Source organism: Aliiglaciecola sp. M165 (genome assembly GCF_007197995.1).
In the GTDB taxonomy this organism is placed as follows: domain Bacteria; phylum Pseudomonadota; class Gammaproteobacteria; order Enterobacterales; family Alteromonadaceae; genus Aliiglaciecola.
In genome coordinates, this window is the sequence record NZ_VKKH01000010.1 from 47,685 (window position 1) to 68,572 (window position 20,888).

At 43.5% G+C, this 20,888-nt stretch carries 22 protein-coding genes; 8 read left to right on the plus strand and 14 right to left on the minus strand.

Annotated features, from left to right (window positions below; genetic code table 11):
* Positions 1-5: 5 nt before the first annotated feature.
* The 6 genes from FM019_RS19935 to rsmD all read right to left on the minus strand — a co-directional run bounded on the left by FM019_RS19935 (position 6) and on the right by rsmD (position 6,231).
* A complete protein-coding gene (locus FM019_RS19935) occupies positions 6-275 on the minus strand; it encodes a K+/H+ antiporter subunit F (protein ID WP_143837860.1) in 270 nt (89 codons plus the stop codon).
* The gene (locus FM019_RS19940; protein ID WP_143837861.1) at positions 269-769 is read right to left on the minus strand and encodes a Na+/H+ antiporter subunit E; all 501 of its coding nucleotides are present in this window, start codon (positions 767-769) and stop codon (positions 269-271) included. The genes FM019_RS19935 and FM019_RS19940 overlap by 7 nt, the downstream gene beginning before the upstream one ends.
* Positions 769-2,292, minus strand: coding sequence for a monovalent cation/H+ antiporter subunit D (locus tag FM019_RS19945; protein ID WP_143837862.1), 1,524 nt, complete (start codon positions 2,290-2,292; stop codon positions 769-771). The genes FM019_RS19940 and FM019_RS19945 overlap by 1 nt, the downstream gene beginning before the upstream one ends.
* Entirely contained in the window at positions 2,289-2,654 is a 366-nt protein-coding gene (locus tag FM019_RS19950) for a Na+/H+ antiporter subunit C (protein WP_143837863.1), read from the minus strand. Before FM019_RS19950 ends, FM019_RS19945 begins: the two co-directional genes overlap by 4 nt.
* Positions 2,654-5,443, minus strand: a complete 2,790-nt coding sequence (locus FM019_RS19955) for a monovalent cation/H+ antiporter subunit A (protein WP_143837864.1) — start codon at positions 5,441-5,443, stop codon at positions 2,654-2,656. The genes FM019_RS19950 and FM019_RS19955 overlap by 1 nt, the downstream gene beginning before the upstream one ends.
* Positions 5,444-5,643: 200 nt before the next feature.
* Positions 5,644-6,231, minus strand: coding sequence for a 16S rRNA (guanine(966)-N(2))-methyltransferase RsmD (rsmD, locus tag FM019_RS19960; RefSeq protein ID WP_143837865.1), 588 nt, complete (start codon positions 6,229-6,231; stop codon positions 5,644-5,646).
* A 146-nt stretch (positions 6,232-6,377) separates the two neighbouring features.
* Here rsmD and ftsY point away from each other — a divergent pair, with 146 nt between their 5' ends.
* Genes ftsY through ftsX form a run of 3 tightly spaced genes read left to right on the plus strand, consistent with a single transcriptional unit; the run spans position 6,378 to position 9,422 of the window.
* Positions 6,378-7,712 carry a signal recognition particle-docking protein FtsY gene (ftsY, locus tag FM019_RS19965; protein ID WP_143837866.1) on the plus strand — a complete coding sequence of 445 codons (1,335 nt, stop codon included), beginning with the start codon at positions 6,378-6,380 and terminating at the stop codon, positions 7,710-7,712.
* A gap of 25 nt (positions 7,713-7,737) precedes the next feature.
* Entirely contained in the window at positions 7,738-8,445 is a 708-nt protein-coding gene (ftsE, locus tag FM019_RS19970) for a cell division ATP-binding protein FtsE (protein ID WP_143837867.1), read from the plus strand.
* On the plus strand, positions 8,442-9,422 hold the full coding sequence (gene ftsX / locus FM019_RS19975) for a permease-like cell division protein FtsX (protein ID WP_143837868.1): 981 nt from the start codon (positions 8,442-8,444) through the stop codon (positions 9,420-9,422). The genes ftsE and ftsX overlap by 4 nt, the downstream gene beginning before the upstream one ends.
* Positions 9,423-9,453: 31 nt before the next feature.
* Here the strand turns inward: ftsX and FM019_RS19980 are convergent, their stop codons facing one another.
* Positions 9,454-10,695 (minus strand): EAL and HDOD domain-containing protein, encoded by a 1,242-nt coding sequence (locus FM019_RS19980; RefSeq protein ID WP_143837869.1) that lies wholly within the window; start codon positions 10,693-10,695, stop codon positions 9,454-9,456.
* A 62-nt stretch (positions 10,696-10,757) separates the two neighbouring features.
* The gene (locus FM019_RS19985; RefSeq protein ID WP_143837870.1) at positions 10,758-11,978 is read right to left on the minus strand and encodes an EAL and HDOD domain-containing protein; all 1,221 of its coding nucleotides are present in this window, start codon (positions 11,976-11,978) and stop codon (positions 10,758-10,760) included.
* 227 nt (positions 11,979-12,205) lie between these two features.
* On the opposite strand from FM019_RS19985, the gene rpoH reads away from it, so the two are divergent.
* Positions 12,206-13,060: an RNA polymerase sigma factor RpoH gene (gene rpoH / locus FM019_RS19990; RefSeq protein ID WP_143837871.1), complete on the plus strand. Its 855-nt coding sequence runs from the start codon at positions 12,206-12,208 to the stop codon at positions 13,058-13,060.
* A 71-nt stretch (positions 13,061-13,131) separates the two neighbouring features.
* Here rpoH and FM019_RS19995 read toward each other — a convergent pair whose 3' ends face one another.
* The 3 genes from FM019_RS19995 to pip all read right to left on the minus strand — a co-directional run bounded on the left by FM019_RS19995 (position 13,132) and on the right by pip (position 15,600).
* Complete coding sequence (locus tag FM019_RS19995; RefSeq protein ID WP_143837872.1) at positions 13,132-14,049, minus strand: bifunctional GNAT family N-acetyltransferase/hotdog fold thioesterase; 918 nt, start codon at positions 14,047-14,049, stop codon at positions 13,132-13,134.
* 142 nt (positions 14,050-14,191) lie between these two features.
* Positions 14,192-14,632 carry a D-aminoacyl-tRNA deacylase gene (dtd, locus tag FM019_RS20000; protein ID WP_143837873.1) on the minus strand — a complete coding sequence of 147 codons (441 nt, stop codon included), beginning with the start codon at positions 14,630-14,632 and terminating at the stop codon, positions 14,192-14,194.
* Positions 14,629-15,600, minus strand: a complete 972-nt coding sequence (pip, locus tag FM019_RS20005) for a prolyl aminopeptidase (protein ID WP_143837874.1) — start codon at positions 15,598-15,600, stop codon at positions 14,629-14,631. The genes dtd and pip overlap by 4 nt, the downstream gene beginning before the upstream one ends.
* A gap of 100 nt (positions 15,601-15,700) precedes the next feature.
* On the opposite strand from pip, the gene FM019_RS20010 reads away from it, so the two are divergent.
* Both FM019_RS20010 and FM019_RS20015 read left to right on the plus strand, forming a co-directional pair.
* Positions 15,701-15,922: a hypothetical protein gene (locus FM019_RS20010; protein WP_143837875.1), complete on the plus strand. Its 222-nt coding sequence runs from the start codon at positions 15,701-15,703 to the stop codon at positions 15,920-15,922.
* A 2-nt stretch (positions 15,923-15,924) separates the two neighbouring features.
* Positions 15,925-16,560 carry a DUF2959 domain-containing protein gene (locus FM019_RS20015; protein ID WP_143837876.1) on the plus strand — a complete coding sequence of 212 codons (636 nt, stop codon included), beginning with the start codon at positions 15,925-15,927 and terminating at the stop codon, positions 16,558-16,560.
* Between the two features lie 97 nt (positions 16,561-16,657).
* On the opposite strand, the gene FM019_RS20020 is transcribed toward FM019_RS20015, so the two are convergent.
* Entirely contained in the window at positions 16,658-17,548 is an 891-nt protein-coding gene (locus tag FM019_RS20020; RefSeq protein WP_143837877.1) for a virulence factor BrkB family protein, read from the minus strand.
* Positions 17,549-17,588: 40 nt separating this feature from the next.
* A complete protein-coding gene (metF, locus tag FM019_RS20025; RefSeq protein ID WP_143837878.1) occupies positions 17,589-18,479 on the minus strand; it encodes a methylenetetrahydrofolate reductase in 891 nt (296 codons plus the stop codon).
* A 144-nt stretch (positions 18,480-18,623) separates the two neighbouring features.
* Here metF and metJ point away from each other — a divergent pair, with 144 nt between their 5' ends.
* Positions 18,624-18,941 carry a met regulon transcriptional regulator MetJ gene (gene metJ, locus FM019_RS20030; protein WP_143837879.1) on the plus strand — a complete coding sequence of 106 codons (318 nt, stop codon included), beginning with the start codon at positions 18,624-18,626 and terminating at the stop codon, positions 18,939-18,941.
* 238 nt (positions 18,942-19,179) lie between these two features.
* The gene (locus FM019_RS20035; protein ID WP_143837880.1) at positions 19,180-20,355 is read left to right on the plus strand and encodes a hydroxymethylglutaryl-CoA reductase; all 1,176 of its coding nucleotides are present in this window, start codon (positions 19,180-19,182) and stop codon (positions 20,353-20,355) included.
* Here the strand turns inward: FM019_RS20035 and FM019_RS20040 are convergent.
* On the minus strand, positions 20,352-20,861 hold the full coding sequence (locus FM019_RS20040) for a GNAT family N-acetyltransferase (RefSeq protein ID WP_143837881.1): 510 nt from the start codon (positions 20,859-20,861) through the stop codon (positions 20,352-20,354). The two genes, FM019_RS20035 and FM019_RS20040, sit on opposite strands and share 4 nt — an antisense overlap.
* Positions 20,862-20,888: the final 27 nt, after the last annotated feature.

Sequence of the window (20,888 nt, forward strand, 5' to 3'; positions counted from 1 at the left end):
AACTCCTATTCAATGATATCGCCACGAAGCAGGTATTTGCCAAAGGCGACACTGCTGACAAATCCAAGCATTGCAATAAGTAATGCGGCTTCGAAGTACAAAGGTGTGCGATTATAAATGCCGTAAAGTAAGATCAGCGCAATGCTATTGATGTACATGGTATCGAGCGCAAGAATGCGGTCTACAATGTGTGGGCCAATCAACAGACGCCACAAGTTGAAAACCAATGCAATACACAACATGATTGCCACTAATATGACAGAGATATCTAACATTCGAAAATCTCCTTTATACGAGACTCATAGCGATTTTTAATTAAATCGATTACTTCTTGTTCATTGTCAGGCATGTCTAATACATGCACATAAAGCCATTTTTGATCTTTAGACACATCGGCGCTAACTGTGCCAGGTGTCATGGTCACAGTGCTAGCAAGCACGGTGATGGGTAAGGTGTCCGGTAAATCCAGGGGAACCGCAACAAACCCAGGTTTAATCTTGCGCAAAGGTCCAAGCACCAATAAAGCGACCTGCAAATTGGCAACTACAATGTCTTTCAATACAACAAAGACATAAAGCAGCGCTTTAAGCGGTTTTTTAATACCTGATTGCGGAACCCTTAGCGGCGCACAAAGTAGTGGAATGGCAATGGCGAGCACCGTCCCTAAAAGAATATGCCCAAGACTAACAGTTGAGTTAATCATCAACCACACAATTAACAACATGAGGCTGTGTGAAGGCATGGGAAACGCACGGGAGAAAAAATTCATTAGGGTGCTTCCTCTAAGTTCATTATCTCAACAACACTATTCACATCGTGCAACTGCATGGCAGCTTCGTTTGTATAATGCACCATACCATCACCAAAAATTACGATTGCGGGTGATGCAACGAGTAGCAGAATAGTGCCAGATAGCTGCCAATTGGAAATATTCGTTGTCTCGTCAGGGTCGCTGTTGGGGGCATATCGCCAAAATAAGGTTGTCCCAGCTCTGGATAAAGCAATAATCGTCATCAGACTCGACAGTAAAATTAAAGACCACACCCACACTCTTTCTGCCGGCACCACTGCTGCTTGTAACACCATAAGTTTACCAAGAAAACCGGAAAATGGAGGCAAACCAGCGACTGAGAGCGCCGCGACAAAAAACAGTATACCCAGCACGGATTGTTGTTTAATTTTACGGGCAACAACAAACCTATCGAATGCCTTTCCGCGTTGCTTTCCAATCATATCTGCGATGAGGAACAGTGCGCCAGTAATTAGCGTACTGTGTACAAGGTAAAGCAAACCCGCAGCCGTTGCTTCAGGCGTTCTTAACGCAAAAGCGATCAGTAAGGTCCCGATAGATACGACAACTAGGTTTCCGGCTAGTGTGCGCAAATTGGGGCTCGCCAATGCCCCTATGGTACCTATCGCGATTGAAAGGATAGCCAATGGCCAAACCCAAGGTTCAACCATGTTTGCTAAGTCTCCCGCCTGTTCGCCGAAAATCACGGTGTAAACTCTAAATATGCAATAAACGCCGACTTTTGTCATGATGGCAAAAAGTGCAGCTACTGGTGCGCTTGCCGCTGCATAAGTGCGAGGCAACCAAAAATGCAAAGGTAGCATTGCAGCCTTTAAGCCAAATACCACCAGTAATAACGAACCACCTGCCTGAGCGATGATTGCCTGATCTTCCGGAAGAGTCGTAATACGCTGAGACATGTCAGTTATATTGAGCGTGCCAGTCGTGCCGTACAGTGTTCCAAGTGCAATCAAGAATAAGCTAGAGCCTATTAGGTTTAGGATGACATAGTGAACATTGGCCGCGGTCTTTTGCTTTCCTGGGCCATGAATTAGCAAAGTGTACGACGCGATAAGTAATACTTCGAAGAATACGAAGAGGTTGAATAAATCGTTGGTCAAAAAAGCGCCGTAGATCCCTAATAATTGGAATTGGATAAGTGGCTGGTAATATTTACCTTCCCGGTCTGTTCCGGCAAAGGAATAGAGCGTGACGCCAAGTCCTAAAAAGCTGGTTAATGCAATTAACATTGCTGAAAGCTGATCAGCATAGAGAATGATACCAAATGGCGGTTGCCAGTCCCCCACTGCATACATCAATGGGCCATTTTGGGTAACCGTTTGGATCAACCAAATTGCACAGGCGACTTGGATCAACATAAGGGTCAATGAAGCCACTCTGCGATATTGGTACTTTTCGTTACCATTAAAGGGTGGTAACAACATCAACAGGCCACCCAACATAGGGATCAATAATGGCAATATTGGCAAATGCGCAATCATAGTTTGCTCCTGATCGGCTTAACCAATTTGTCTGTGTCAGGTGGATCTCTGCCATCGACCAGATCGTTACCCAAATCAGCCCTCGCTCGGATAGACAGAATGACCACAAATGCAATCATTGCAAATCCAATGACAATTGCAGTCAGGACGAGGGCCTGAGGTAAGGGATCGGCGTAGGATTCAGACATACCTAGGATTGCAGCGCCATTTAGGTTTAACCGACCGCTTGAAAACAGAAAAAGATTCACAGCATAAGACAGCATGGTTAATCCGACTACAACCGAAAAGGTTCGTCCCCTTAAGCAAAGAAAAACCCCACAGAACGTCATCACCCCGACACACACTACGTATAAAGTTTCCATTATTCCTCCGCTACAGGGCGGTGTACTGAGGTAAGCTTACCCAGGCTCGCCAAAATAAGTAATGTCGCTCCTACCACTGTCAAATAGACCCCCAGGTCGAATACCAGCGCACTTGCTAGTTCTATTTCTCCAATAAATGGGATATCAAAATAATCAAACCATGTGGTCATAAATGGCCGTCCAAAGAACCAGCTACCAATGCCAGTGAAAGTCGCAATCAGCACACCCCAAGCGATGAGAGACTGATAGTTAACTTTTAAACGCGGTTTGATCCAATCAACACCATGAGCAATATATTGTTGGATTAACGCTACCGACGTAATTAACCCGGCTATGAAGCCTCCACCTGGCATGTTATGTCCTCGCAAAAAAATGTAGAACGATACGAGTAATGCTAGAGGCAACAAGCTTTGTGAAATCACCGTCAAAATAGGAGGATGACGATCTTCTGACCAAGGAATACCTTTGTAATTTGCAGTAGGCATCGCCAATTTGACGCCTGTTAGCAGTTTAAAGATACCAAACGCAGCGATACCCAAAACAAGTATCTCGCCTAAGGTGTCTAACCCTCTAAAATCAACCAGGATCACGTTAACGGCATTTGTGCCACCACCACCGGTTTTACTGTTCGCCAGGAAAAATTCGGAAATACTATCTAGCGGCTGGGTGATAAAAGCATAATTGATTGTCGCGACAACTCCACCTACAGCCGCGGCAATACCAAGATCTCTTACAACTCGCGAAGGCGAAGATTCCGCAATCGTTTTTTGCGGGAGGAAGTAAAGTGCTAACATTAGCAAGATGACAGTAACTACTTCGACGGCCAACTGAGTGAGGGCCAAATCAGGCGCAGAAAAACGCGCAAAAGCGACAGATACAATCAAACCCACAACCGATAGAGTAATCAGTGCAATCATACGTTTTCGATGATAGATAACTGTTGCTATTGCACTTAAACATAAAATGACACCAGCGACGATCTCAACAAAAGTCACAGGCTGGTCGGGCAGATGTGCAGCAGCAACATCTAAGTTGATTAGCGGTATCGCAGTAATAACGATAGTGAACAATAGCAATAGCGCCACATATCTTTGCAAGGAGCCGTTGTTTAAACCTTCATCAAATTTTGCTGAGAAAGCGACAATCTTCTGCATCACGCCTTCGAAAACAAGTTTTGCGTCGGTTTCTTTGAATTGTGCCTGGAAGCTGTATAAGTGCCTTCGATAGGTATACACCAAAACTCCGCCCACTATCGCGATGACACTCATGAGCAGTGGTATATTAAACCCATGCCAAATAGCCAAACTGTAATAAGGTAATTCTTTCATTAAGACGGAGGTAGCTGCGGCCTCTAATAGGCTTCCGATCATAAATGCAGGGAAAATTCCAACAAGTAGACATAGGGCTACAAGCACCTCTACTGGGATTTTCATGTAACGCGGTGGCTCATGAGGAATTTTTGGTAGATTTACCGGCTCACCATTAAAAAATACATCATGGATAAAGCGCAAGGAATACGCCACGGCAAAAACTCCCGCTAGAGTTGCTAGAACGGGGATCATCCACGACAAGAAACCTAATGTTTCTTGGTGTAAAGATTCGGCAAAAAACATTTCTTTAGACAAGAAACCGTTGAACAACGGAACTCCAGCCATTGATGCCGCTGCGACCATCGCAAGTGTGGCAGTGTAGGGCATGTAACGCCACAATCCGTTTAGCTTACGCATGTCTCGAGTGCCCGATTCATGGTCGATAATACCCGCTGCCATAAACAGTGACGCCTTGAACACTGCGTGATTCATAATATGGAACAATGCGGCTACAGTGGCTAATTCGGTATCAAGCCCTAAAAGCAGCACTATGAGACCCAAATGACTGACCGTTGAATACGCTAGCAATCCTTTTAGGTCATGTTTAAACAGCGCAACATACGCACCCAATAATAATGTGATTAAGCCGGTCATGGTGACGATTAAAAACCACAACTCTGTTCCGGATAAAATGGGATAAAAACGAGCCAGTAAGAATATTCCTGCTTTAACCATTGTCGCCGAGTGCAAATAGGCACTCACCGGGGTAGGTGCCGCCATCGCATGGGGTAGCCAAAAATGGAAGGGAAATTGGGCTGACTTGGTAAACGCTCCAAGCAATACCAAGATGAGAGCAATTGGATACAAAGCATGATCTCGAATTGCGTCTCCGCTTGCTAAAATAGCGCCTAGTTCATAACTTCCCGCAATGTCGGCAATAATGAGTAACCCGGCAAGCAAGGCCAGACCCCCAGCACCTGTTACCGTGAGGGCCATTCGCGCGCCTTTCCGAGATTCTGATTTTGATGACCAAAAGCTAATCAACAAGAATGAGCTAATACTCGTGACTTCCCAAGCCATCCAAAGTTGCAGTACATTGTTCGAAAGCACGATTGACAACATGGCTGTCATAAACAAAAGCAGATAAGCAAAAAATCGCCCTGCAGCTTCTCGTTCGGACAAGTAATAGCGAGCATAAAGGATGATGAGCAAGCCAATACCCAGTATGAGTATTGCAAACATCAGGGCGAGACCATCTAATCGCATTGACAATGTCAGTCCAACAGCGGGTATCCACTCCAGACTCTCAGTGATGACATTGCCAGCCAATACCGTTGGAATTAAACTCGCTATGTATGCCAAAGCTATTGCGGGTGGGAGCATTGTGAAAACAGTATTCGCTGTGCGGCCAAACCTTTCGGTGACTAGTGGCACTGTGACACCCAATAGCATGATTGCCGTTATCCAAAATAGGCTCATGAATTCAGATAGCTCCATTTTTGTTCTACTGACCTAGTTCAAGGTAGCATAGGTTGGTCAGACTAGGGTTATAATACGCTGTATTTAGTACTTTAATTCTAGGTTTTGGGATCTAGAAATCGACCGAAATATGTATTTGGTTTTAGGTTATATAAAACTTAACCTTTTCCATTTTATTTACGTATTGCTTTACCGAATACTCAAACTACTGTGTATAGTCGGCTAGAAACATTCTGCGTCTGTTTTTCTTTGCTTAGCTGCCAATCAGATGGTACCGCATAGTCCTGATTTTGACGCTCACATTCTATGTAAACTTTGCTACCACTTTTTACCAGATTCATTTTCGCGATAATTTCAATAGACTTTGGTACCAACTGTTGATTAAACGGTGGGTCAACAAAGACAATATCAAAGACACAATTTAGCGTACGGGCAACCTCTAGCGCGTTTCCTTTGTGCAAGCGGGCATGTTCAGCGCCCACATTTAGCGTTTCAAGGTTACGTCGAATTGTTTCAAAAGCCATCTTATCTTTTTCGATGAAGGTGACAGAATCTGCATACCGAGAAAGACATTCTATGCCCAACCCCCCACTGCCTGAAAACATATCCAGGCATTTGCTGCTTTGAACATCAGACATTAACCAATTAAATAAAGTTTCTTTATTTCGATCAGTCGTGGGACGCAATCCTACGGCATCGAGTACCGGAAGCTTTCTTCCTCGCCATTTTCCGCTGATCACTCGAATAGATCCTGTAGAACCAGATTGTTTTTTTACGCCTCGCTTCATGAATCCAAGAAATGCTATGATGGTGAGAATTGCCCGATAGTGTAAACCTTCGCAAAAGATTCTGCACATTCCATCTAGAAATTAACGCAGAAATGGCGAGATAAAATACACGCTAACCAAACATAAGTAAGAGAAAAAATAGCAAGATGTCGAAATTTTTTAAGTGGTTCAACAAAGATAAGAACCAAAATGACGCGCAGTCCACTGAAGATGAGCAATCAAATCGGATTGAAGCCGAAAATCCGCATAAAATTCCTGATGCAGATGATGCCCTAAAACAAGACTCCACGGCAGATATTGCACCACTTGATCAAAATGATACGCCGGAAACCGATTCAATAATTGCCGATCCTCCGCCTGACGATGCGTCTAACGAGCCGGAAAAAATGCACGAACATTTGGATTCGTCTGGCATCGAATTAGAGCATATTGCAGAGCCAGAGCCAGAGCCAGAGCCAGAGCCAGAGCCAGAGCCAGAGCCAGAGCCAGAGCCAGAGCCAGAGCCAGAGCCAGAGCCAGAGCCAGAGCCAGAGCCAGAGCCAGAGCCAGAGCCAGAAGGTTTTTTCAGAAAGCTCAAACGAGGTCTGTCGCGAACCAAAGAAAACCTGGGCAGTGGGTTTGTCAGTCTTTTCAAAGGGAAGGAAATAGACGATGAGTTATTCGAAGAGCTAGAAACGCAGCTCCTTGTTGCTGATTTAGGCATGGACACAACCACTAAGGTCATCAATGAGCTCACAGAAAAGGCTGACCGTTCACAACTAAAAGATGGTGAAGCCTTGTATCAACTGCTCAAAGAGCAAATGTCAGACATTCTAAAAAAAGTAAGCGCTCCCTTGGATCTTAATAAATCCGACGGTCCTTTTGTAATTCTTATGGTTGGTGTCAATGGTGTGGGTAAAACCACTACGATTGGCAAATTGGCAAAGCAATTTCAACAACAAGGCAAAAAGGTCATGCTTGCAGCGGGTGATACATTCAGAGCTGCGGCAGTCGAGCAATTACAGGTTTGGGGTGAGCGCAATGATATCCCTGTTGTGGCCCAACAGACGGGATCAGACAGTGCTTCGGTTATTTTTGATGCGCTAGCGTCAGCGAAAGCTAAAAATGTCGACGTATTGATTGCAGACACAGCTGGTCGGCTGCAAAACAAAGACCACTTGATGGAAGAGTTAAAAAAAGTGGTGCGCGTGATGAAAAAAATTAATCCCGATGCACCTCATGAGATCATGTTGACCTTGGATGCCGGTACAGGACAAAATGCAATAAGCCAGACAAAACTTTTTAATGAAGCTGTGGGGCTTACGGGGATTACGTTAACAAAGCTGGATGGCACGGCCAAAGGTGGAGTCATCTTTGCCATTGCGGACAAATTTGAAATTCCTATTCGTTATATCGGCATCGGGGAGGGCATCGACGATCTTCGCCCATTCCAAAGCGAACAGTTTGTTGAAGCCTTGTTTCAGGACAATGAAACGCCTTAACTAACATTACACTGAGAATGTTTAAGTGATTAAATTTGAGCAGGTAAGTAAAACCTATCCTGGCGGGCAACAAGCCTTACGCAAAGTCAGTTTTCATATTGAACCCGGGGAAATGGCCTTTTTAACTGGGCACTCGGGGGCAGGAAAAAGTACATTGCTCAAGCTGATCAGTATTATGGAGAGGCCTACGGTAGGAAGAGTACTGATTAATGGTCATGACTTAAATACCATTGTACGACGCCAGATTGCCTACATTCGGCGCGATATTGGTATGATCTTTCAGAGCCATCAATTGTTGATGGATAAAACTGTGTTTGACAACGTAGCACTGCCGCTCATCATTGAAGGTTACTCTCACAAAGAAACAACGAAAAGAGTGCACGCTGCATTAGAGATGGTTGGGCTGCGTGACAAAGTGCGGAACCTACCTATCATGCTTTCCGGTGGGGAACAGCAGCGTGTGGGTATCGCTCGTGCGGTGGTGAATAAGCCGCCCCTTTTGCTCGCAGATGAGCCAACAGGAAACCTTGATCCAAAGCTATCTATGGAAATCATTCGATTATTTGAAGATTTTAATCAGGCAGGCGTATCGGTTTTCATCGCAACCCATGACTTAGGCTTGATTGCGCGGATGAAGTATCGCACTTTGACATTGAAGCAGGGACAAATGATTACAGATGGGCTAACCGAGGATTGGGATACATCCCATGGCGAGGAGCTAAACCTGTCATGAGTATTTTGTTTAAAGGCAGAATGCAGGGAGCATCAACAAGTAAAGTTAGTTCATTGCAACGTCTTCAAATGTTCTTTGTTAGTCATATGCGTCAAGCAATCAATAGTTTAGGCGAGCTTTGGCGTGCACCTTTGGCCTCTTTTATGACCATTGGCGTTTTGGGGTTAAGCATTACTTTGCCCAGTACATTTTTTATTTTGGTCAAAAACGCTGAGAATATAGCCGACAACTGGCAGCAAGCATCAGAAATCACTTTATTCTTACGCAAGTCTACTCAATCGAAAGATGCGAATCAGCTGGTGACACGACTGGGGCTATGGGAAGAGATTGATTCAGTTGTATTTATTCCTGCAGAGCAAGGTTTAGTTGAATTTCAGCAACAAAGTGGATTGGGAGAAGCGCTATCTTACCTTGATGAAAACCCGCTTCCTGATGTGGTTTTGGTCAAACCAACTTCACAATACAGTCACCCAACAGCAGCTGCCCAGCTACTCGAAAAACTGCAACGCGAGCGTTTTGTTGAGATAGGAAAACTGGATATTAAGTGGCTTGAGCGGCTTCATGGGTTTCTTAACATCGCCAAAGAGCTTATCTATGCGGTGGCGCTACTCCTCTTCTTGGCGGTTGTATTGATTATCGGTAACACGATTAGACTTAATATTTTGAGCCGCAAAGAGGAAATCTTGGTAATGAAGCTGGTTGGTGCGACCGACGCCTTCATTCATCGTCCCTTTATGTACACGGGAATATGGTACGGGTTGTTAGGTGGCTTAATGGCCTGGTTTGCTGTACTGATTCTTTTGTGGTGGATGGGCGGAAGTATTGAAACGGTTTCTGCGCAATACGATAAACAATTTGACCTGACAGGCATGGACGTTCAGGCGCTGATCATCATGCTCAGCGTGTCAGTATTTCTTGGTTTGACCGGCTCAATGATTTCTGTTCACAAACATGTACGAGGCATTGAACCGAAGTAACGTCAAACCCTTATGAACGATATGGGTATACTCAGTTGGCGATAGCCCGAGGGTAGTGTGGAGAAATGGACTGACGGACACTATTGCCCCAGAGTACCGCTTCATTAAAAATGCTGTGCAGCAGCTTTTGGTCCATATGCAACTCATCAGCAATCTTCTTAACTCTTAACCAAGTCGCACTTTCAAAGGCTCGAGCTAGCATAATATAAAGGAAGAAGTCGTTTTCGCCACCGCACAATGCGTATTTTACTTCATCCACAATAGGGATTTTGGTTATTAGGCTTTTCATCTCTTGGTCAAGCAACGCATCGAGCAACGAAAACAGACCTGCCATGAAACCTGTCGGAGGGTTGTCACCTACCTTGCGATGTTTAGCAATCAGATCACAAAACTTGGCGCGTACCAATGACATATGCAGTAGCTCCATTGGCTTGTCGTCAGCCAAATTTGCCAGTGCGAGCAAGGCGATGAATTTTTTAATTTCGACCTCACCCATGTAATTCAACGCGTGTTTTAGCGACGTAATTTTGTAACGCTTATTGACCATAGGGTTATTGATAAATCGCAATAACATGTATGACAGGCCGACATCGCGTTCAATGATTTCGTTGATCCGCGCTATTCCGAATGACTCATTGGTCGTTTCACCAATCAATTCAACCAGTGAAAGCTTGTTTACGGGTAATGCGGCTTGAGAAAAAGATTCGGGTTTCGCAAAAAAGTACCCTTGGAAATAGTCAAATCCTAAATCGCTATAGGAAATAAAATCTTGCTGGCTATCAACGTTGTCCGCGACCATTTTTACTTTGGCGGTGGAAAAGCGAGGGATCTGTTTAGCAATTGTTCCGTAGGCATGCTGCATGGTGTCAATTTTGACAATATCTACTAAGCCCAGAAGCTCGCTACTTGTGGTTAATTTAGGACCATTTAGGGCGATTTGAAAACCCATATTACGAATGCTTTCACAAGCCGTTACGAGGCTTTGGTCACCTGCTTCGCCGTCACCGATTTCTACAACTACTGTTTTTGGATCCAGACTATTGGGCAGGCCTTTAAGTAAAGATTCGTTAGTAAAATTGATAAACGACATTTTTTGACAGGAAATGTCGTCTAGTTCCAATTTTAATTGGCTCGACACATCCTTATTAGCGGGTTTATCCTCAAGTTCCTTCTCAGGAAAGCAATTTTTTTTGCCATCGCGGAACAGAAGTTCATATGCAAAAACTTCTTTTTCCCTATCCAGTATTGGCTGCCTAGCGACAAAAGCAAACATCAATCAATCCTCAGAATTATTTTTTTACGTTTATTAAAGTTGATTGCAATCAAAAAATTGAATTACCGCCTGATGGAGCCTGTCATCGAAGCTCCCCACTTTATCGACTCATTGTAAAAACTATGCAGCATGCGTTGATCAAGTGCAAGTTTTGCAGCATGTCGTTTAACTCCACTCCAATCACCAAATTCAAACGCTCTGGCCATTGACAGGTAATCACGTAACTGACTTTGCATACCGCACAACGCGCCTTTCAAGTCATCCGATAAGGGTAACTTTTCCATAAGTTGTTCCATGTTTTGGTCTAGTAACGCGTCAAGCAATGAAAATAAACCAACTAAAAATCCTTTTGGTGGATTGTTCGCTTCTTTTTTAGCGATAGCAACTAATTCGCAAAAGCGAGCGCGAACTAAAGATAAATGAACAAGTTCAGGCGGCTTATTGTCACCTAAATTTGCCAAGGCTAGCAAAGCAATGAATTTCTTGATTTCTACTTCTCCCATGTAGGTTAAAGCATGATTCAAGGACGTGATTTTATTACGTTTATTCATTATTGGATTATTTATAAATCGCAATAGCATGTAAGAAAGCGCAACATCTTTTTCGATAATCTGGCTGATGCGTTCAAAGTCAAAATCTGTACTTGCGCTGACTCGCATGAGATCCAGCAAAATTAATTTTGAAGAGGGAATGTTTTTTTGTTTCATCACCTCGGGTTTGGCAAAAAAGTAGCCTTGAAACGAGTCAAAGCCCAATTCAAGACAACGCTCAAATTGCTCTTTGGTTTCAACACGTTCAGCTACAAGCTTGAGTTTCGCATCTTTGAATTTTTGAATGTTTTGTTTGATTTTGTCAAAGTCACAAGCGACTATATCTACCTTCACGGTATGCACAAAAGGGATTAAAACATCCCATTTAGGGTCAAAATCATGATCATCTAAAGCGATTTTGTATCCCAGATTTTTGATATGTTTGCAGGCGCTAACGAGTTGGTCGCTAATATCCACGGTTTCGACAATTTCTATGACAATGCTATGCGGGTCTAGTGATGTAGGAAAACGGTAAAGTAAAGTATCATTGTGGAAATTAATGAATGCAGTTTTTCCACTGGTTATTTCTTCAACACCTAAGGCTAGGTGGCTGCCAGTTATAAGCTTTGAGGTTGCTTCATCAGGTTCAATATCGGGAAAACAATTACTTTTTCCATCTCTGAATAAGAGTTCGTAGGCATGAACATTCTTATCTCGATCAAAAATGGCTTGTCTAGCAACGTATGCAAACATCTAATAACCTTTACGTGCTTTAATTTGTTTATTTATTAATCTTAATATTCTGTAGCATTTTTTTTCAAATTGACACCTTTTAATCTGTAATATGGTCCCCATCTCTTCTGATTGAAGAAAAAAATGAATTTTTTGCTCCTTTTCGCGGTCTAGTCGTATAGACAGAAGTAGCAACACCCATATGAGTTTGTTAAACTAGTGGGCTGAAACGAATTACGAGGTTTTACATGAACACAAATATGCGAGCCATGGCATTGAGCGTTCCTCAAAGTGGCAGTATTGAATCTTACATTCAAGCTGTTAGCAGCATTAATATGTTGTCTGTAGAGGAAGAGCGCGAACTTGCTGAACGTTTGCGACGTGATGAAGACATTGAGGCAGCACGTAAGCTGGTTATGTCGCACCTGCGTTTTGTTGTCCATATTGCTAAATCCTATTCTGGTTATGGACTGCCGCAAGCTGATTTGATTCAAGAAGGTAATATTGGCCTGATGAAAGCCGTTAAGCGTTTTGACCCAACTGTGGGGGTTCGCTTGGTGTCATTTGCTGTACATTGGATCAAAGCTGAAATTCATGAATTTGTACTTAAAAACTGGCGCATCGTAAAAGTTGCGACCACCAAAGCACAACGCAAATTGTTTTTTAATCTTCGCAAGAATAAAAAGCGCCTTGGTTGGTTTACCCATGCTGAAGTGCAAAAAGTTGCAGAAGAGTTAGGTGTCAGTACCAAAGAAGTGCTGCAAATGGAAGCGCGCATGAGTAGTCAGGACCAGGCATTTGATTTGTCTGCGGATGATGACGAAAGTGGCAGCTTTGCACCGGTTCAATATTTAGAAGACAAAACCGCTGATGTAGAAAGTGATGTCATTAACTCAGATTGGGATGCTAACGCTACTAAACGACTACACAGCGCAATTAAAACGCTTGACGAACGTAGCCAGCATATTATTCAAACACGTTGGTTGTCTGATGATAAGTTGACACTGCAAGATCTGGCTGAAAAATATCAGGTTTCCGCTGAACGTGTTCGTCAAATAGAAAAGAACGCGATGAAGAAATTGCAAAACGCGATGGTCGCTTAACGATTTTATTAGCGTTAACCCGAAAGCCCCTGCTAGCAGGGGCTTTTTTGATCGGCTCGCGATAGTTTTCTTCAGCTATCTGTTTTTTCGGACTTCTCAGGTAAAACCCAAAATACTCCTCTAAATTCTGCTACAGGGTTTTCGCCATCTAAAATGTCAACTTGTAGCTTGATGGCGGTTTTTTTGTTGCGTTCAAGGAGTTCAAACTTGCCATCTAGGGTTTCTATGTTGCAAAGAGCACGAGGTTGCATAGTGATCGGTTTGTGGTAATGGATATCACCGTCACCCAAAACGATTTCTCCTGATAAACCTTTTTCCTTTAACTTAAGAAAAATCATTCCCCAACCAGTTAAAGTCGCCAGCGAAAAAATACTTCCGGCAAACATGGTGCCGTGTAGATTAATATTTTTATTTAATGAGGCGCGAGTTTCGAAGGTTTTTCCGCTGTATTGATGTAGCTGTATGCCCATTTGCTCACTGATAGGTATCGTCTCGTGCCAAGTATTTTGGAGCTCTTGACACCATTTAGGATGCAACATGACTTGATTTACATCAGACAGTTTTTTAATCATTTGCGAACGTTTGAGTTTGCCCATTTCGGTCGGGGCTTCTTTTTCAATCTCAAATCCACAAGCAGTAAAAAACTCTACAGATATTCGCCGGCTGTTCGTGACCAGTCGTTTAGCACCTTGTTGACGAGCAACTTCTTCTAATGCTGAGAATATAAGCTTTCCTAACCCTTTACCTTGTTGTTCAGGAGAAACAGCCACATGCCGTATTTGAGCTTCCTCTGACATATTCATATGTACGCGACCGACCGCTACAATATCCCCTCTACCATCGACGACCATTCGATGCTCACTAACTTGCTCATACTCGTCTTTTTCAGAGCCCTGTGGGTGATTCCAGGGCTTTCTGAGCATTTCCCATCGAAACTGAAAATACGCGTTTAATTGCTCTTCAGTTTTTGGCGTGTCAATTCTGTACATACACTTACTTTCTCGTATTTCCCATCTCAATAACCTGATATATGTGCTGACGGTTTCACTAGCCGTTAACAACAAAAATCGTTAAAAAGCGGTAAAAAGGCCGATCATTAAAACCCAATCTAAGGATTGGCACAACTATGAATTAGTTCATTTGGATATGAAACGTGACCGGACCATCGTTGATGAGTGAGACTTGCATATCTGCCCCAAAACGTCCTGTTGCGGTTTTTATTTCCCTGTTTCTACAGTATTCGACGAATGCTTCATACAACTTTTCACTGACTTCAGGCGTTGCGGCAGCGGAAAATCCCGGGCGATTGCCTTTTCGTGTATCTGCAACCAGTGTAAATTGTGATACCACTAATAACTCACCTCCGATTTGAGCGAGGTTAAGATTCATCTTACCCATATCATCATTAAACACTCTAAGTTTCAGTACCTTATCAGCAAGTTTGGCTAATACATCGTCGTTATCATTTTTTTCAACGCCAAGTAGCAATAGCAGGCCTTGACCGATTTCACCCGTAACGCTTCCCTCTACTTCGACTTTGGCACCAGTGACTCGTTGCACTAATGCGATCATTGTTCTCGTTCCTTAAGAAACTTAGCCATCGCATCGGTAGCATGACATATTGCATCACAAATGTTTGGATCAGACGCGCTGTGGGCTGCTTCGGGAACGATGAGTAGTTGGCCTTCGCGCCACTTCTTACTTAACGCGTAAGCATTTTCCAACTTACACACCATGTCATACCGACCATGGATAATTGTTCCAGGGATATTCTTTAGTTTGTGGATATTGTTGAGAATGTAATCTTCTTCAATGAAACATTTATGTTTAATGTAGTGACATTCCAAGGCGGCTAAGCTGGCAGCACGGTTCAGATTCTGACACAGATCTTGTTCTTGGACTGATGAATTCATCAGTGAAATTCGCTCTTCCCACATACACCAGTTTTTTGCTGCATGAGCTCGGGTTAACTCATCTCCGTTAACAAAAATATTATAAAAGCTATCCACTATGGACTTTTCTGGCAACTTATCTTTAATGACATCTATGAATTCCTGATAGTGCTCAGGAAATACTTGGGCGGCTCCGCCATCGCCTTGAATAAACCAGTCCAAATCTTGTTGACGTGCCAGAAATACACCTCGTAGTACAATAGATAGCACCGTTTGCGGCCTTCTAATTGCATTTAACAGTGCCAAAGTCGACCCCCATGAGCCACCAAGCAACATCCACTTATTAATACCTAAATGCTGACGGATTTGTTCAATGTCTTCTAATAAGTCCTCGGTTGTGTTGTTTTGCATCGAAGCAAATGGGGTTGAGCGTCCACAGCCCCGTTGGTCAAAACCTATGATATGAAAAAGATTCGGATCAAAAAATCGCCGATAAAGGGGGGAAAGGCCAGCGCCAGGACCTCCGTGCAGAAACAAAACAGGAATTCCCTTTAGATTACCGGATTGTTCCAAATAGACGTCATGTCCGTTGGAAACGGATATCATCTGCGATGCGAAAGGTTTAATAACCGGGTAAATGTGCCCCATAAAATACTTTTGTTTGTTTATTTAGCTTGTTTGTTTTAATTTAGCATCTAAATACAAGAACATAACATCTGTTTATTAAATAAATTTTTTGGAGGTTACCATGTCTGGTCAAGGGTCTGGCGGAAACGTACTTGCCGCAATCTGTAATGTGTTCTTTCCCGGCTTAGGGCAGTTGGTTCAGGGGCGAATCTTGGCAGCATTACTATTTGCGATATTTTTTTTCGGGGGCGCAGCACTTTGGTTTTTGATTGTTCCTGGCATTATTGCTGGTATCGCCTATATTTGGGCCATAGTCGATGCCGCTACATTTAAAGGGGCCTGATAATGAAAAAGCTCATAGTTGTTGTTTTGACATTCACCTTATTTGCTTGCCAAAGTGCCTACTATGCAGCATGGGAAAAACTTGGTGTCGAAAAACGTGATATCTTGGTCGATAGAGTCGAAGACGCTAAGGATTCTCAAGAAGATGCACAGAAGCAGTTTGCCTCTGCTCTAGATGAGTTCAGCCAATTGATTAATTTCGATGGCGGTGAATTGCAAGCGGTTTATGAAGATTTAAGTAGCCAGTTTGAAGCCAGTCAAGATGCTGCTAGCACGGTAACCAATCGAATTGATAAAGTGGAAAGCGTCGCAGAAGCTTTGTTTGATGAATGGACCGCAGAATTGGATAAATACTCCAATGCAAATTTGCGTCGCGACAGCCAAAAGCAACTTCGAGAGACTCAGCGTCGTTATAACTCTCTGATCAGTGCAATGCGTAAGGCTGAGTCGAAAATGGCTCCTGTGCTGTCAGCACTGCAGGACAATGTTTTGTATTTAAAGCATAATCTAAATGCGAATGCTGTCGGTGCGCTGCAGGGTGAATTCAATGCAATCAAAAAAGATATTGATCAAATGATCAAAGAGATGAACACAGCGATTGCCGAATCCAACGAGTTCATTTCAACCATCAAAAGCTAGCCTGTTTTTTGGTTATAAACGTGATGCAGTGTCAATCAGCATAAATTGATTGGCACCTCGCATCTCTATGTAGCAAAGTCGGGGGGGGGGAAACCGACTAATCCTTTTCCTCATCGTCTTCGGGCATTTTGTTCCGTTCTTCACCCGTATCTTCTTCAGGAACTAATCGCTCAAGCCCTCTAGTGAACTCAGCCCCTACAAGCACTAAAATCCAGCTCAAATACACCCATACAAATAAAATCGGTACGACCGCAATCGCTCCATAGATGACTTGATATGAAGGGAAGTTTTCAACGTACAAAGCAAACATTTTTTTTGATAGTTCAAACAGCGTCGCGGCTAGAACAGCGCCGGATATGGCGTGTTTCGGACTAATTCGTTTATTAGGTACAACCATATACAAAATAAAAAATGCGATAACAGCCGTGACGAAGGGCACAGTCTTTAGCAGCATTGTTGATAGGCCTGGCGTGTATTCATCCGCATAGTTTGCCAAGCCAACCAAATAAGAACTAACCAGTACACTTACACCAATCAACAGCGGTGCAAGCGTTAGTACCATCCAATAAATTGAGAAGGTGTATATGCGAGGCCGCTCACTTTTTGCCTGCCATATGTGGTTGAGTGTTTTGTCTACATTCGAAATCAAGGCCAACGCCACGGCTACTAAGAAAAGGATACTCAGCGCTCCCATTCGCGAAGCGTTATCCACAAAATTTGCCATATGTTGTTGCAGAACATCGCCAGAGGTCGGAATAAAATTATTGAACACGTACAGCTCAAGTTGTTCTCTGACCTCAGAAAACGCAGGAAAAGCAGACATAATGCTGAAGAAAACTACGATAAACGGCACAAGCGAGAGCAGCGAGACATAAGCTAAGTGACCTGCAGTGACGGTGATCCTGTCTTGTTTGCAGTGGTGAGCAACATTGCGTATTAACGACCAACTGTGGCCTAAAAGTTCTAGTGTTTGCTCTTTAAAGCTCATTTTATGTATTGTGCCTCACATCTAACCCATAACTTACAGTCTATCCGTTTTGAGCGCGCACGCCTAGTAGATGACAAATTGCATAACTCAATTCGCTACGATTAAGCGTGTAAAAATGAAAATCTCTAATACCTTCCTTCGCAAGCACTTTTACCATGTCCATCGCGATGCTGGCACCAAGAAGGTTTCTAGTTGTTTGATCTTCACTTTCTAAACCGTCGTACATTTTGTGTAACCAACTGGGTACATGCACATTGGTAAAACCCGCGAATCGTTGCAACGTTTGATAATTGGTTACTGGTAAGATACCCGGCACTATGTCTAAATCAATGCCAGCGGCAGCAGCGCGATCGCGGTAACGTAAAAAGACTTCAGCATCAAAGAAAAATTGACTAATAGCTTCGGTTGCACCGGCCTCTGCTTTGCGTTTTAAATTCAGTAAATCAAATTGTGCGTTGGGTGCTTCGGGGTGTTTTTCTGGGTACGCCGCTACGGCAATGTCAAAATCTGCTACGTCTTTCAACAAAGAAACTAAATCTGCGGCATACATTTCTGTTTTATCCATGCCAGCGGGTAAATCCCCACGCAAGGCTACGATTTTCCGAATGCCACTGTTCCAATAATCTTGCGCAATTTGCACCAGTTCCTCACGCGATGCATCAACACAGGTCAAATGCGGTACAGCAGGCACACCGGTTTCTTGTTGGATGCGCTTCACTACATCATGGGTTCTATCTCGTTCTCCGCTGTTCGCACCATAGGTAACAGACATGTACGCAGGCTTTAGCGGGGCAAGGCGGTTCACCGACTTCCAAAGCGTCTGTTCCATTTGCTCGGTTTTAGGTGGAAAAAACTCAAAAGACACATTGATACCACTCAATTCAGACAATGACTGATTCAGTGATTCAATACCCTGTGCGTAAGACACCATGTTGCACTCCAATTTTTGATAAAACAATTAGCCGTTTAGACGTCTAAACTAAACTGTGTTGTCAAAGCCGTCAAGATGTTTAGACATCTAACTGACTTATAGTTAGACTTTCCACTTATAAGTAAGATAAAACTGAGCATCAGTATGGCAAAGTGGAACGGAAAATACATTCACCCCTACGCTGAACATGGTAAAAAGAGCGAGCTGGTTAAAAAAGTCACCGTCTCTATTCCTTTGAAAGTGTTAAAGGTTTTGACTGACGAGCGTACCCGACGTCAAGTTAATAATTTGCGCCACGCAACAAACTCGGAGTTGTTGTGTGAAGCGTTTTTACATGCGTTTACGGGCCAGCCGTTGCCCAATGATGACGATTTGAAAAAAGATAATCCCAATAAAATCCCAAAAGAGGCAAGAGAGCTGATGGAAGCGATGGGATTAGAAGTCAAGGAAAGCGAAGAGTGACCAACCTGGGCGAGCTTAACGGCTCGTCAGTCCCCCTCACATAATCGGGTATTAAATTGCACCAATAGTCAATTGTTGCACAAATATTGTGCAGTTATGTGCGATCTTTTCTACTAATTCATCATTTCTTAATGATTTCTCTGCATCTTTCTATGGCAGGCTGTTTGCATTCTGTTAAATCAACTACGCAAAACCTAGTGCTGCATGCAACCGAATTTAATCCATAGGATGGCAAAATATGAGCAGAACTCATCGAATACCGCGCAATACATTAAACGATCACAGTCATGAATGGGCGACAAAAAGACGAGAATACCTTACCGAGCAAACCGGCGTATCTATGCCTCACACTGGACATTATTCAATTGACCCAAGTGCCTTGCCAGGCAATATCGAAAACTTTATAGGTGTTGTGCAAATGCCCGTTGGGATTGCGGGACCGATACTGATCCATGGCGAACATGCTGAAGGGTATTTTCACGTTCCCCTGGCTACAACTGAAGGTACCTTGGTAGCCAGTTATAGTCGAGGTATGCGCGTAGTGAATGAATGTGGCGGTGTGCATACTACTGTGGTTGAACAATACATGCAGCGGGCGCCAGCATTTATCTTTGACAATGCGCGCCAAGCGCGAGAGTTTGGCAAGTGGGTTGATGCACATTTTTTCGAAATTAAAGAAGTGGCCGAATCAACCACACGAATTGGCAAGCTCGAACACATCATGCAGTGGTCAGTGTCTAAAACTCGTTACCTGAGGTTCAATTACACGACAGGCGATGCCGCAGGCCAAAATATGGTAGGCAAAGCGACACTCGCTGCCTGTGAGTGGATCAAAGAAAACTACCCTGATGGCTGCGAATATCTTTTGTCTGGCAACATGGATACCGATAAGAAACACTCTCATCTGAATATGCTTCATTCCAGAGGTAAGCGCGTGATCGCGGAGATTGTGTTAAAAAAAGATGTGCTTAGAAAGATCATGAAAGTGGATACCAAGATGCTGGCTCGCGCTACGGTGCTGGCGAATACTGGTGCTTTGATGGCCGGTGCAGCTTACAATGGTCCTCATTCTGCCAATGGTATAGCGTCAATGTTTATTGCGACCGGTCAAGATGAAGCCAATGTTGTGGAATCTCATGCCGGACTTCTTTCTCACGAATTGCTGGAAAATGGCGACTTTTATTTGTCTGTCACTTTACCCTCGTTGATTGTGGCAACTTACGGTGGGGGAACAGGGTTACCGACTCAAAAGGAGTGTTTACAAATTTTAGGGTGCTATGGGCAAGGTAAAGCAAATAAATTAGCCGAAATTGTTGCCGCTACCGTACTCGCCGGTGATATCTCTTTGGCCTGTGCGGTGATTGGTGGCCACTGGGTAAGTAGCCACGATAAACTCGGTCGTAACCGCGATTAGCCAGTATGAAGACTTGTCACTCTGGCCATAAGGTAAACATCTACCATTTGGCCGTCTCTAAAGGCATAGTTTTTTGCTGTGCCTTCTATGCAAAAACCTTGTTTTTTATACAGGGAAATAGCGGTTTCATTGTCAGTGTATACCTCAAGTTCTATTCGGCTAACCGCCAGCCACTTTTCCGCTAAATCAATGGCCGCAAGTAGCAATGCTTTACCTACACCTTTACCAGTATGTTTTGTACTTACTGCCATACCGATATTCGCCACATGCTTGCGACGTGGGCGAGTAAACACTTCCATGCCAATTTGGCCTAAAATATTATCCTCGCTTTCGGCTATTAGACTATAAAAATTGTCGGGTTTATTGCCTAAAAAAGCCTGCCAATTATCGAGTGATGGGTATGGGAGTTGCAGCGTATTACTGTAGTTTGGAGTCTGTTCGTAAATAGCTCTTATTTTGTCGATATCCGCTTTTTCACTATGGCGAATATGAAATGGTGTGTCCATGTGTATGATACTCCGGTAATAAAAATT

Coding starts and splice junctions, on each gene's coding strand:
- FM019_RS19935 (WP_143837860.1), bottom strand. CDS start 275: ATGTTAGATATCTCTGTCATATTAGTGGCAATCATGTTGTGTATTGCA.
- FM019_RS19940 (WP_143837861.1), bottom strand. CDS start 769: ATGAATTTTTTCTCCCGTGCGTTTCCCATGCCTTCACACAGCCTCATG.
- FM019_RS19945 (WP_143837862.1), bottom strand. CDS start 2,292: ATGATTGCGCATTTGCCAATATTGCCATTATTGATCCCTATGTTGGGT.
- FM019_RS19950 (WP_143837863.1), bottom strand. CDS start 2,654: ATGGAAACTTTATACGTAGTGTGTGTCGGGGTGATGACGTTCTGTGGG.
- FM019_RS19955 (WP_143837864.1), bottom strand. CDS start 5,443: ATGAGCCTATTTTGGATAACGGCAATCATGCTATTGGGTGTCACAGTG.
- rsmD (WP_143837865.1), bottom strand. CDS start 6,231: ATGAAGCGAGGCGTAAAAAAACAATCTGGTTCTACAGGATCTATTCGA.
- ftsY (WP_143837866.1), top strand. CDS start 6,378: ATGTCGAAATTTTTTAAGTGGTTCAACAAAGATAAGAACCAAAATGAC.
- ftsX (WP_143837868.1), top strand. CDS start 8,442: ATGAGTATTTTGTTTAAAGGCAGAATGCAGGGAGCATCAACAAGTAAA.
- FM019_RS19980 (WP_143837869.1), bottom strand. CDS start 10,695: ATGTTTGCTTTTGTCGCTAGGCAGCCAATACTGGATAGGGAAAAAGAA.
- FM019_RS19985 (WP_143837870.1), bottom strand. CDS start 11,978: ATGTTTGCATACGTTGCTAGACAAGCCATTTTTGATCGAGATAAGAAT.
- rpoH (WP_143837871.1), top strand. CDS start 12,206: ATGAACACAAATATGCGAGCCATGGCATTGAGCGTTCCTCAAAGTGGC.
- FM019_RS19995 (WP_143837872.1), bottom strand. CDS start 14,049: ATGTACAGAATTGACACGCCAAAAACTGAAGAGCAATTAAACGCGTAT.
- dtd (WP_143837873.1), bottom strand. CDS start 14,632: ATGATCGCATTAGTGCAACGAGTCACTGGTGCCAAAGTCGAAGTAGAG.
- pip (WP_143837874.1), bottom strand. CDS start 15,600: ATGGGGCACATTTACCCGGTTATTAAACCTTTCGCATCGCAGATGATA.
- FM019_RS20010 (WP_143837875.1), top strand. CDS start 15,701: ATGTCTGGTCAAGGGTCTGGCGGAAACGTACTTGCCGCAATCTGTAAT.
- FM019_RS20015 (WP_143837876.1), top strand. CDS start 15,925: ATGAAAAAGCTCATAGTTGTTGTTTTGACATTCACCTTATTTGCTTGC.
- FM019_RS20020 (WP_143837877.1), bottom strand. CDS start 17,548: ATGAGCTTTAAAGAGCAAACACTAGAACTTTTAGGCCACAGTTGGTCG.
- metF (WP_143837878.1), bottom strand. CDS start 18,479: ATGGTGTCTTACGCACAGGGTATTGAATCACTGAATCAGTCATTGTCT.
- metJ (WP_143837879.1), top strand. CDS start 18,624: ATGGCAAAGTGGAACGGAAAATACATTCACCCCTACGCTGAACATGGT.
- FM019_RS20035 (WP_143837880.1), top strand. CDS start 19,180: ATGAGCAGAACTCATCGAATACCGCGCAATACATTAAACGATCACAGT.
- FM019_RS20040 (WP_143837881.1), bottom strand. CDS start 20,861: ATGGACACACCATTTCATATTCGCCATAGTGAAAAAGCGGATATCGAC.